Source organism: Actinomycetota bacterium (assembly GCA_040757835.1).
Classification (GTDB): domain Bacteria; phylum Actinomycetota; class Geothermincolia; order Geothermincolales; family RBG-13-55-18; genus SURF-21.
The window spans coordinates 1-12,307 of the sequence record JBFLWJ010000022.1; the positions used below are offsets into that span (position 1 = coordinate 1).

Here is a 12,307-nt window from a genome sequence, read left to right on the forward strand (position 1 = left end):
AGGGATTTATAGAGGACGCGCTCGGTATCGACCTTCCCGACCCGCCGCCGGGAGCGGGAGCATACGTCTGCGGCCAACTGAGGGCAAGAAGAGAGGCGGAGAACCGGGCCAAGCTCATCCAGCAGATACAGGAAAAGATAGACGCCGCACGCAAAGCAGCCATGGAAGCCGGGCTGGACAAGCCTTTATTGCAGGGACTAACCATAGGCTACCTCGCCCCATATTTAGAGAGCCTGACCTACGAACACGATTTATTGCTGGCGATAGAAAATGGTGACTGGGATAAGGTGCAGAATCTGGTTATTGATATGGGTGAATCAGGAAAGTTCACTGAACAGCAAGTACAATTCTTCTTGTCCCAATCAGGCATCGACCAAGGCATGCAGGACGCTTTCACGAACATATTCCGCAAGGCTGAGCAAGGACTGTATTATACTCCAGGTCTCGACTTTGCAGATGCATGGAAATCTGGGCGGCTTTCATTCAATTTGAATTTTAACCTTATCGTGGTAGATATTAACTTGAATATATCGAACAAGGGATTTGACTGGGATGGGGGAGTAGGATTAGGGCTTCCCGGAGCATCCTATACTTCTATGCATGATCCTAATCCTGGCAAGAAGGTCATACACACTATGAGCGCGCATGGAGGTGATGGGATACCTCCCTTCTGCATAGAATATGGTGTTGATGTGGTTGTTTATGAAGATGGAAGCGTAGGCAGGAGATACTATGGCGGCTGGTCAGCAACATGGGATGCAGGGATAAGAATATGGACATTTTGGGATGAGTAGCTGGAACAAAGCTTCAACAGAAGCCTAGATGAGAAACAAGGATGATAAATTATGGGTGATTGGGGGTATATACTTGGCGGATTAGCGCTAGTACTGTTGGGAATTATTGTAAGACTATTTATAGTCCCTAGAAGCCACTGGTTTGCGAAGTATTTTTACATGATTGATGATGAAAGAATGTGGAGATCGCGCTGGGTAGCGGTCTGGATAGGTTCGTCATTGATGGGTGCAATACTCATAGTTGTTGGTATCTACTATTCATTGATCTTGATTAGTAATTAGTCTAGCCCAAGTTTACCGAGTTAGCGCCTATATTCATACGCATTTCCATGACTGACAAGCGCCGGTTCTGGCGCAATGGAGAGCAAAGCACCACTACAAAGGGGTTTCAACACCGCTTTCATCCTCCCAAGCAGACCCTTCCGAAGCCAGCTATGCCTCGCAATGTGTATGACCTAACAGGAAAGACCCATTGAAAGCGGAAGAAGAGGCGGGATAATACGTCATTACACAAGATAAGGGGGTAGACTTGACAGCAGGAAGCTAGATATTGGATGACCTAACTATGGCAAGCATAACGCCAAAGAAGATCAAGGGGAATACCTACTACTACGCCCGCGAATGCAAAAGGGTCGGGGGCAAGCCCAAGATCGTGTGGCAGAAGTACCTCGGAACGGCCGACGACATCATTTCAAGAAGCGAGGGCGAGGTGGCGGTGCCGGAGCCCAAGGAGGTCTCCCTCTTCGAGTTCGGAGCGGTGGCGGCGCTGCACTCCATGGCCGAGAGGCTGGGAGTCGTGGATACGGTAAACCGCCACGTGCGCAAGAGGGGCAAGGGGGTCTCGGTGGGAGAATACCTCGTGCTGGCGGCGGTCTCGCGGGCGCTCAAGCAGGTGAGCAAGCGGGCCACCGGGGAGTGGTTCGCGGGCACCATCCTGCGCAGGCTCTATCCGCACATCGAGGACGAGCACCTCACCAGCCAGCGCTTCTGGGACCACATGGACCTTGTGGAAGAGGACGCCATCGGGGCCATGGAGTCGGACATCGCCTCAAGGCTCCTTGGCGAGTTCGACCTCGATTTGCGGCTGCTGGTCTACGACACCACCAACTTCTTCACCTACATAGACACCTTCAACCAGAGATGCTCGCTTCCCGCCCGGGGGCACTCCAAGGCCAAACGGGGAGACTTAAGGCAGGTCAACCTGGCGCTGCTCGCCACCGCCGACTACCACATACCGCTCTTCAGCAAGGTCTACGAGGGGAACACCGCCGACAGGACCTCCTTCCTCTCGGTAACCGACGAACTGGTCGAGCGCCACCGCGTGCTCCGGGGGCAGGTGGAGGACGTAACCCTGGTCTTCGACAAGGGGAACAACTCGCAGCGGGGCATGGAGAAGATAGACGCCTCCCCCTACCGCTTCGTGGGCTCCCTCATCCCCTCCCACCACCAGGATCTGCTCTCGATCCCGCGCTCGCAAAAGACCTATGAGCCGCTCGAGCTGGAAGGCTTCCCGCCGGAGCAGTGGAGCGCCCACCGCACGCGCAAGGAGGTCTTCGGCCGGGAAAGGACGGTGGTTATCACCTACAACGAGCGCCTCTTCATAACCCAGCTCAAGACCATCTCCCGGGAACTCGCCAAGGCCAAGGGAGCCCTGGAGGATATCCAGGGGCAGCTGGCGGCGTGGCGCAGGAGCAAGCAGCCCCGCAAGGGCCGCAGGCCCACGCTGGAGGGGACCAGAAAGAAGGTGGAGGCGGCGCTTTCCGCCCAGCACATGAAGCAGCTCATCGAGGTCGAGATCACCGAGGAGGACGGGCTTCCCCGCCTCCGCTACCGCGTCCTCCCCCGGGCGCTCTCCCGCCTCGCGGAGACCACCCTGGGCAAGAAGGTCCTCTTCACCGACAACCACGACTGGTCGACGAAGGAGATAGTGGCCGCTTACCATGCCCGGAGCGAGATAGAGGAGGCCTTCAAGAGGATGAAAAGACCCCACTTCGTCTCCTTCTCCCCCATGTTCCACTGGACCGACCAGAAGATACGGGTGCACGCCTTCTGTTGCGTGCTGGCGCTGACGCTATGCTCGCTGCTCTACCGCCAGGCTGAAAAGGCGGGCCTCGACGTCAGCCTGGAGAAGATGATGAACGAGCTTTCCGGGATACGCGAGGTGGCCATCCTCTACCCGGCCCCGAAGAAGGGCAAGGCGGCGCCCAAGCCCACTATAACCATCTCCTCCATGAACAAGACCCAGACGAGGCTTTATGAGATATTTGGCCTGGACCGCTACAGGTGTTAGGTCATACACCCGCGATCTCAGAATTTCGCTCTATCACAGGCTTTGGCTGGTACTCATTTCGCTAACTCGGTAAACTCGGGCTAGGAGAAGAAAAAGCGCTCTTAGAGAATCTGCAATTATGTGATAAGTTGAATAAGATATCTTTATTAGCCTAAATGGGTAGATAGTAGAGAATTATGGGAAGGATAGCTTTGAAACGTAGAGTAGTAAAAAGAGTAATATTCTTAATGTTGTCAATCACGTTAATTTGCTTGTGCTTCACTGGCTGCGGAAGCGAGAACTCACCTCTTGATACGGCCAATGAATTCATGGCTCATATTGCTAGGGGAGACTATTCAGAAGCATATCCAATGCTCTCCGAAGCAAGCCAGCAGCAGATGTCTCTTGGGGAATTCGGTAATGGTTCTGGCGGGAACGATTACCATGTCACCGAGAAAGAGCGAAGGGAGCAGGAAGAAGCGTTAAACAAGATGAAATATGAACTGGCCAAAGAAAGTGAAGATGAGGCATTGGTATATGTAACTCATGCCGATTATCCTTCAAGCTACCACACCATTGCTTTGGTCAAAGAGGACAATGTCTGGAAGATAGACTTTTTCAATTCCTCGTTGTTGGTATCTGCAAAAGAGGGTGCGGATGAACAAACCTGCAAAGCTAACATGAGGCTTATAAAAAGTTCTGCAAACATTTATGCTGCAGATAATGGTGGGATATATCCGACGTCATGGGATAGCCTGGTACCGGAATATGTAGACGATGAAACAACGCCGTTCTGCCCGCTTGATGGTTCACCCTATACCATTGAATGGAGCGATCAAGCACCCCCAGAGATCGAATGCGTCAATCACGGGACGCTTTGATGTTATTTGGATACCACCCATAGTACCTACGACACCCTTTCCCGCCTGCGCACCCAGTCCCTTCCCCTTACAGCCCACTTTCCCCACCCATCAGCGCATCCCTCCGGGTAATTTCTGATCTCGTTGGGCTGCGGCATTATCAGGAATCCTGCGAAGCAACAGGTCCTCGGTCAAACCCAGGGCTCGTATGTACTGCTGAAGCTCATCGGTCAGCGGAGTGCTGAAGTACCACACACCCCGGATCTTGAAGACCAGGGTCCCCTTGAACTTGATTGCCATCATGAAGGAGGTGGGCTTTCTGGTGGGTTTGTTGTCCCAACCGGGAATCGTGGATTCGGTTCTTCTCAAATAGGCGCGCATCACGTGCTCCATCAGGTTCCAGACCAGGAGGGAGACGAGCAGGATGAAGCCCAGGACCTCGATGCGGTCGGGCCTCTTCAGGAATATATCGTTTACGATCAGGGGATCTTTCAGGAAGCCGAAGTTGCGCTCGATGCCGTGCTGCTCTTTGTAGGCGGCAAGTATCTCCTCCGGGGTGTGGGCCATCTCTCCCTCGCCAGGCACGTTGGTCAGCAGCATGAAGCACCCAGCGGCTTGCCTCATGCGCTCGACCTCGTCTGCGCGCTCGGCGAGCTTGCCCTCGAGCACGTACCTGGTTCGTGACACCTTGCGCTCGCCGTTCTTGGGAGGCCTTCCGCGCGAGTAGGTCACCTTCTCCCTGACGCCGCAGTCAGGGTAGTGGAGGGCCGAGCCCTCGCCCCTGAGCCTGTCGGCGGCGGCGGAAGCATCCTCGCGGCAGAAGTACTCCGTCTTTCCCGCCTCCTCCAGGATGCCGCCGGCCTCCTCGATCGACTGCGTGAGCGCCTTTATGATCTTCTTCTGTGCCCGCTTGTCGCCCGCGTCCGAGTGCACCACCACGGCCCGGTACTCCTTGTCGTAGAGGCTGACCATCGCGTCGCAGACGCGGTAGTTGGTCTTGGGTCGGCTCCCCGAGCCCCGAGGCTCGCCGGGGACTTCTGCCCACTCGCCTTCCCGCACCGCTTCTGTGATGGCGCGATCGGCCTCGGCGTAGGTGAAGGGAAGGCGCGTGATGAAGAGGTTGCCTGCGATGGCCTCCAGGTTGGCGGGCGTCACGAAGGCCGAGTCGGAGATATAGACGAAGGCCCCGGGCGAAAGCCCGTGGGAGGCCATGTGCCTTGAGAGTTCCGTGAGAACGCGGTTGTTGATCTTCTTGTCGGGGGAGTTACCGCTCTCGCACCCACCGATGATGGGGATGTTACGGTGCACGCACAGCATCTTTATGAGGAACTGCTTGAGATCGGGGCGGCGGTCCTTGCTATGTCCGTAGGTGACGCGCAGGCTCTCGGGGTCGTCGATCTCCTCGCAGCCCGGGTAATCCCCCCATACGGAGACCGAGGTGGTGTCGAAGTGCACGTGTTTTCTGTCCACCTCCAGGGGGAAGGCCGAGGCCGCCCTCAAGGCCACCTCGCTGAAGACCTTCTCCGTTCCCGCGCAGAAGATGGCGTCCATCGCGCGCGCGACCGCCGTGTCGTTGAAGGCGCTTGCCGGGACGTCGCCGCCCAGCAGAAGACCGGTGTCCACCGAGGAGGCGAACTTCTCGAGCCGGTAGAGAGGGCTCCTCCCCGAGAGTGTGTCCAGGACCATCAGCGACACATAGGTGCCGATGTCCACTTCCATCTGAGAGGGCACTGCCGCGTTCACCGCCCCGGCGAGGCCGATCCTGCTCAAGAAGCCCGCCACCACCGGCAGGTGCCCCGCCTGGCTAGCGCTCACGCCGGAGAGGAACTCGCGCACACGATCGTCCAACAGGTCCTCCTTTCCCCGCATGACCATGTTGACAGCAAGTTGTATCTATACTATGATTCAACTATGAGCAGGAGTCAAGCGCAGATCGAGGCGGAAATAGCCCAGATAAAGAAGGGCCTGTCAAAGCTCGGGCGCATGCACCCCGGTTCCCTCTCCAGGCAGAAACGGTCCCGGGGGGAGGAGTACTGGCAGCTCAGCTACAGCCACTCAGGTAGAGGGCACACGAACTACATCAGGCCCGCCGACGTGGCCCAGGTGAAGCGTGAACTCAAGACCTATCAGAGGTTCAGAGAACTCACCACGAGGTGGGTAGCGCTCGAGATCGAGCTGTCGAAGCTCCGGCGGGGGGGCAGGTCGAAAGAGCGCTGATCTCGGAGCTAATAAAATGCTATCGTAAACTCGATTCGGGGTGGGGAAAGTGGGCTCCCAGACGGTTATGGGGGAGACGGAAGACTACACCACCGCCTATGAATACGACCTTTAGGGAAACGTAAAGTGTAAAAGTCATGAGCTTGCCGGACAGTGCCACTGTCCCTTCAGAGCTCATCAAATGTCTTAGGATTTCGCTCAACCGGCGGAAGTGGCGGCGGCTTTCTTGGCGCCGGGGAGGTCCAGCTCCCACTTGCCGCAGCGCCCGCCCCAGCGGGCCAGGGTGTCCCCCTCGACCATGATCTTCACGATCTCGCAGTTGTTGGAGCAGCCGTTGCAGTTGAAGCTGGAGGTGCGGTAGACGATCTCCGTGACCTGGAAGCCCTTGAAGTTGGTGGCGGAGAGCCCCATCTCCTGCGCCAGCAGCGCGGCGCCGATGGCCCCCATCACCGCGAAGTGCTCGGGGACGACCACTTCCACCTGCAGGGCCTCCTCGAAGGCGCGTTTCATGCCCACGTTGGCCGCCACCCCTCCTTGGAAGACCAGGGGCGCCTCGATGCTCTTGCCCTTGGCCAGGTTGTTCAGGAAGTTGCGCACCAGGGCCTCGCACAGCCCGAAGATAATGCTTTCCATGGGGTGGCCCACCTGCTGCTTGTGGATCATGTCAGACTCGGCGAAGACGGAGCAGCGACCCGCTATCTGCACCCCGCTCTCCGCCCGCAGGGCGTAGTCGCCGAAATCCTCGATGGGGATGTCCAGGCGGGCGGCCTGGTGGTCGAGGAAGGAGCCGGTGCCGGCGGCGCAAACCGTGTTCATGGCGAAGTCCACCACGATGCCGTCCTGCAGGATGATGATCTTGGAGTCCTGGCCGCCTATCTCCAGCACCGTGCGCACCTCGGGCACCACGTGCAGGGCGGCCACGGCGTGGGCGGTGATCTCGTTCTTGACGATGTCCGCGCCGACGATGATGCCGCTGAGGTGGCGGGCGCTGCCGGTGGTCCCCGCCCCCAGCACCTCCACGTCGGGGGGGAGCTTGGTGCCCAGCTCGCGCAGGCCGTCCTGGACGGCACGTATGGGCTGCCCCATGGTGCGCAGGTAGACCGAGGCCGCGACCTCCCCGTTTTCCTCGAGCAGGACCAGGTTGGTGCTGACCGAGCCCACGTCCACTCCGAGATATCCTCTCAAGACTTCCTCCTTGCTGTGCTATGAGTGCTTGCGCAATGCATAACATTGTATTTCCTCGCACTCGGTCGGGCAAACACTTAAAGGGATACGGATTGCCCGAGAGGACCTGGCTGTGACGTGAATCGACCTCTTGCCGCCCGGTGTCAGTCCCATGTTCGGCTCGCCGGGTACGATCTGGCCTCAGGCGAAAGTGGTCGCGTCGTCCTTCAGCAGGCCGTTGAGGATAAAGCCCAGCAGTGCGTCCTTGATGTCCTGGTCTCCGTACTTCTCGTCGATCATGGGGCGGTAGGTCGTTACCTCGAGCACGCAGAGGAGAGCGTAGGCGATGATCTCACTCGGTACATCACGGAAGAGGCCGCTCTTGATGCCCATGTTGAGGTCCCCGATCAGGGGCTCTATCAATTGCTTGCGCAGCACGGATGTGACTCGTCTCATATGTTCCTCGTCCTCGTCCCGCAGGGATTCCTTGGCGAGCTGCAGGATGGTGATGATCTCAGGTATGAAGGAGCTGGTGACTCTCCAGCGTGCCTCCCAGCGTTTCATTGGGTTCTTCTCGCCGCGGATCTCCTCGTAGGCGGAGCCGAAGACGGTCTCGAATATCTGGTCCAGGCACACGAAATAGACGTCCCTCTTGTTCTCGAAGTAATAATAAAAGGAAGGCTTGGTCACCCCCAGGGTGTCCACGATCTCGGATATGGTCGTCCTCTGGTAGCCGTTCTTAAGGAAGATGCTGGTAGCGGTGCGGACAATGCGCTCACGCGTATCCGATTCGCCCGACTGGACGCGGCGGCGCCTGCCCGAGGGCTTGTTGCGGCCCCCTTTCCATAGCTCGGCCGCATAGGCGAGGGGCAGCCCCTCGCTTCTCGCTTCCTTGAGATAGAGGAGCTTCTCCAGGTGTGATTCATCATACAGGGCCTGGGTCGAGCTCTTGTACAGCGGCGGCTCCAGATAACCCTTGCGGATGTAATAGTGTATGGTCTGGTGGTTCAGGCCGGACCTTCTTGCAAGCTCGCCCATACGCACGGTCATTACCTCCGGTCACGAACCCCGCTTACCGGGTGTCAAGCGCGGAGCGTTTTCGCCACGTGGATAACACAATTCATAAACAACTATATAACACTATATAAATATTTTCATAATGAGGAAGAATAATCAACTATAAAAGCAGCGTAAGAGACCATAATTGATGTCAGCATTTTTCTGTCATCAAAATATTGACTTAACGGAATAGAAAATCTAACCTCGCTACTACCACGTTTATCCGGCGTATCGTGCATGCATCATTGATGCCGGAGACCCACGCGGCGCCAGGCAGGCAGCTGATAGAAGGGAGGCGACATGCCGCTGGACATTTTCTTCACGGAGGAACACGATATGCTCCGCACGAGCCTTCGCGAGTTCGTCGCCAGGGAACTCGAACCCCATGCGGAAGAATGGGAAAAGGAGGAAGGTTTCCCGGACTGGGTCTTTAAACGTATGGGAGACCTGGGCTACCTGGGCTTGAACTATCCCGAGGAATACGGGGGCGGAGGCGGCGACTATTTTACCAACATGGTCCTGGCGGAGGAGCTCGCCCGCTGCGGGACAACGGGCATAGGGGCGGGCGTCGGGGTGCACGTGGGATGCGCCACGCCCCCCATCCTCGCCTTCGGCACGGAGGAACAGAAACAGAAGTACCTGGTGCCCGCGATCAAGGGGGATAAGATCGCCTGCCTCGGCATCACCGAGCCCGGTGCCGGCTCGGACATCGCCAACCTGAGCACCTTCGCCGAGAAGGTGGAGGGCGGCTGGAGGGTCAACGGTAACAAGATATTCATCACCAACGGCGCAAGCGCACATTTCATGACCTTGCTCGCCCGCACCGAGAAGGTCAAGGGGTTCAAGGGCATGAGTCTGTTCCTGGTGGATACGGATACGCCCGGGTTCGTCGTCTCCCGCAAGCTGGACAAGGTGGGGATGCGCACCTCGGACACGGCCGAGATCTTTTTCGAGGACATGCTCGTGGCGGACGATGCCCTGCTCGGCGAGGAAGGCAGGGGTTTCTACAACATCATGTGGGAACTGCAGGGGGAGCGGCTCATCGGGGCGGCGGGCATGGTGGCGGGCGCGCGCATCGCGCTGGACAGGACGGTCGCCTACGTCAAGGAGAGGGTCCAGTTCGGGCGGCCCGTCGCCAGGAACCAGGCCGTCGCCCACCGCCTCGCGGACCTGGCCACCAGGATAGAGGCGGCACAGGCGCTGGTCTATCTGGCGGCCTGGAGGTTCGACCAGGGTTCCTACCCGGTGCAGGAGATATCCATGGCCAAACTCATGGCGGCCCAGGTCGTCTTCGAAGCCGGTGACGAGGGGCTGCAGTTCATGGGAGGTTACGGCTACATGATGGAGGAGCCAATGCAGCGCCACTGGCGTGATTCCAGAATATGGCGTATCGCGGGCGGCACGGACGAGATCATGCGGGAGATCATTGCGACATCCATGGGCCTATATGAGTGATACGGGTGTGAAGGAAGGGAGTGGAAGATATGGATGAGATCAGGTACGACGGCAGAGTGGCGGTAGTGACCGGGGCCGGAGGAGGGCTGGGGCGCTCCCACGCCCTCCTGCTCGCGAGCAGGGGAGCCAGGGTGGTGGTCAACGACCTGGGGGGGTCGACTGACGGCACCGGCTCCGACACCACTCCCGCCCAGCAGGTAGTGGATGAGATCAGGGCGGCCGGGGGAGAGGCGGTGGCGGACTATAACGACGTAGCCGACTGGGAGAGCGCCCGCAAGATAATCCAGACCGCCCTGGACGCCTTCGGTGGGGTGGACATCCTTATCAACAACGCCGGCATTCTGCGGGACAAGAGCCTGCTGAAGATGGAGATGGAGGACTTCAGGAAAGTGCTCTCCGTGCACCTGGACGGAACCTTCCACTGCACCAAGGCGGCCTTCCCCCACATGAAGGAGAAGGGCTATGGCAGGATAATCAACACCATCTCCGGGGCCGGCCTCTACGGCAATTTCGGCCAGACCAACTACGGGGCGGCCAAGATGGGCATCCTTGGTTTCACGCTCTCGGTCAAGCAGGAGGGGGCCAAATACAATATCCTGGCCAACATCCTGACTCCCGTCGCCGGCACGCGGCTGACCGCCAGCATCATGCCCCCCAACGTGCTGGAGAAGCTGAAGCCCGAGGTCGTCTCGCCCATGGCCGGCTGGCTGGCCTCGGAACAGTGCGACGTGAGCGGGAAGGTCTTCGTCGCCGGGGCCGGCTACTTCAGCCGGGCCGCCGTCATGGAGGGGCCGGGCATCTACCTCGACCCCGACTCCGAGATCACCGTGGAGATGGTGGCCGAGCGTATCGGCGATATAGACACCCTGGAGGGGGCCCAAGAGTTCGAAGCGGCCATGGAGGCGGGAAGCCGCATCTTCTCCGCAATAATGTGAGACCGCTCTGATGCGGGCAGCCATCGATATGAAAGGAGAACGCTGATGCCAGTAGACCTCGCGGTGCCGGCACGATCCGAGAGGAGGAAATAAATGGCAGGATTGATCTCTTACGGCGGTTACGTCCCACGCTACCGCCTCAACTGCATGGCCATTTTCGGGGCCATGGGATGGATAAACCCGGTGACCCTCACCGTCGCCAGGGGGGAGAAGGCCGTGGGCAACTTCGACGAGGACGCTCTGACCATGGCCGTAGCGGCCGGCATGGACTGCGTCAGGGGCTTCGATCGCTGCGGCATCGATGCGGTCTATTTCGCCACCACCACCGCTCCTTTCAAAGAGAGGCTCAACGCCAACATCGTGGCCAGCGCCCTGGGGACCAGGGAGGACGTGCGCAGCGCGGATTACACGGCTTCCCTCAAGGCGGGGACGACGGCCCTGCTCTCGGCCCTGGAGTTCACGGCTGCGGGCGGCGGGTCGCGAGCGTTGGTATGCGCGGGGGACCAGCGATTGGGAAAGATCGGCAGCGTGCAGGAGATGCTCTTCGGGGACGCAGGCGCGGCCTTCCTGGTGGGCGAGGAAAACGTCATCGCCGAGTTCAAGGGCTCCTATTCGACCGCGCACGATTTCGTGGACCACCTGCGCGGCGCGAATTCCCTCTACGACCGCATGTGGGAAGACCGCTGGATCAGGGAGGTGGGATACGGGCAGTTCATAGCCGAGGCCGTGGCGGGCGTCTGCGCGAAGCTCGGCATGACCGCCGCGGACTTCGACAAGGTCGTCTATCCCTGCACCTACGGGAGCACGCGCAGGAAGATCGACCGCGGGATGGGGTTCAAGGAAGGTGCGGTGCAGGACGACCTGCTCGCGGCCGTGGGAGACAGCGGCGCCGCGCATCCCCTGCTCATGCTGGCCAAAGCCCTGGAGGACGCCCGGCCCGGGGAGAAGATCCTGGTAGTGGGCTATGGCAGCGGCTGTGACGCCCTGGTTTTCGAGGTCACCGAGGCGATTACGGCGCTCGGGAAGGACCGCGGCGTATCCAGGTGGCTGGCCCGCCGGGCGGAGCTGGACAATTACCTGAAGTACATAGTGTGGAGGCGGCTCATCCAGGCCGACATGGGTATGCGCGGAGAATTCGACCTCGAGACGCGCTGGTCGCTTATCTGGCGCGAACGCAAGGCCATGCTGGGCCTGCACGGAGGCATATGCCGTGCCTGCGGCACGCAGCAGTTCCCGCCCGAACGCGTCTGCGCCAACCCGGCGTGCGGCGCCGTGGACAGTATGGACCTGGTATACCTGGCCGACAGGGGCGGCAGGGTTTTCAGCTACACCGGCGACATGCTCGCCGCCTCCTACGACCCTCCCGCCGCCTATGGCAACATCGAGCTTGGCGGCGGGGGGAAGATGCTCATGGACTTCACGGACTGCACCGCCGACGACCTGGAGGTGGGCATGCCCATGGAGTTCTCCTTCCGCATCAAGCTCTACGACCCCAAGCGGGACGTGACGAACTATTTCTGGAAGGCCGTTCCCGCACTGCAGGAGGTGGGTTGA

General features: G+C 59.2%; 10 protein-coding genes. 7 read left to right on the forward strand and 3 right to left on the reverse strand.

Features of this window, described 5'->3' with window-relative positions:
- The 3 genes from AB1384_13810 to AB1384_13820 all read left to right on the forward strand — a co-directional run.
- The coding region (locus AB1384_13810) for a hypothetical protein (GenBank protein MEW6555347.1) at positions 1–794 on the forward strand (794 nt) is incomplete at its 5' end.
- Positions 795–1,359: 565 nt separating this feature from the next.
- Positions 1,360–3,084, forward strand: a complete 1,725-nt coding sequence (locus AB1384_13815; GenBank protein ID MEW6555348.1) for an IS1634 family transposase — start codon at positions 1,360–1,362, stop codon at positions 3,082–3,084.
- A 176-nt stretch (positions 3,085–3,260) separates the two neighbouring features.
- Positions 3,261–3,944: a DUF4878 domain-containing protein gene (locus AB1384_13820; protein MEW6555349.1), complete on the forward strand. Its 684-nt coding sequence runs from the start codon at positions 3,261–3,263 to the stop codon at positions 3,942–3,944.
- 90 nt (positions 3,945–4,034) lie between these two features.
- On the opposite strand, the gene AB1384_13825 is transcribed toward AB1384_13820, so the two are convergent.
- A complete protein-coding gene (locus AB1384_13825) occupies positions 4,035–5,771 on the reverse strand; it encodes an IS1634 family transposase (protein ID MEW6555350.1) in 1,737 nt (578 codons plus the stop codon).
- Positions 5,772–5,834: 63 nt separating this feature from the next.
- Here AB1384_13825 and AB1384_13830 point away from each other — a divergent pair, with 63 nt between their 5' ends.
- Positions 5,835–6,140, forward strand: coding sequence for a DUF6788 family protein (locus AB1384_13830; GenBank protein MEW6555351.1), 306 nt, complete (start codon positions 5,835–5,837; stop codon positions 6,138–6,140).
- 198 nt (positions 6,141–6,338) lie between these two features.
- On the opposite strand, the gene AB1384_13835 is transcribed toward AB1384_13830, so the two are convergent.
- A complete protein-coding gene (locus tag AB1384_13835; protein MEW6555352.1) occupies positions 6,339–7,325 on the reverse strand; it encodes an acyl-CoA dehydratase activase in 987 nt (328 codons plus the stop codon).
- A gap of 180 nt (positions 7,326–7,505) precedes the next feature.
- A complete protein-coding gene (locus AB1384_13840) occupies positions 7,506–8,342 on the reverse strand; it encodes a TetR family transcriptional regulator (protein MEW6555353.1) in 837 nt (278 codons plus the stop codon).
- Between the two features lie 321 nt (positions 8,343–8,663).
- Between AB1384_13840 and AB1384_13845 the strand changes: the two genes are divergently transcribed.
- The 3 genes from AB1384_13845 (at position 8,664) to AB1384_13855 (ending at position 12,307) form a co-directional block, all read left to right on the forward strand.
- The gene (locus AB1384_13845; protein MEW6555354.1) at positions 8,664–9,818 is read left to right on the forward strand and encodes an acyl-CoA dehydrogenase family protein; all 1,155 of its coding nucleotides are present in this window, start codon (positions 8,664–8,666) and stop codon (positions 9,816–9,818) included.
- A gap of 29 nt (positions 9,819–9,847) precedes the next feature.
- A complete protein-coding gene (locus AB1384_13850; GenBank protein MEW6555355.1) occupies positions 9,848–10,753 on the forward strand; it encodes an SDR family oxidoreductase in 906 nt (301 codons plus the stop codon).
- 93 nt (positions 10,754–10,846) lie between these two features.
- The gene (locus tag AB1384_13855) at positions 10,847–12,307 is read left to right on the forward strand and encodes an OB-fold domain-containing protein (protein ID MEW6555356.1); all 1,461 of its coding nucleotides are present in this window, start codon (positions 10,847–10,849) and stop codon (positions 12,305–12,307) included.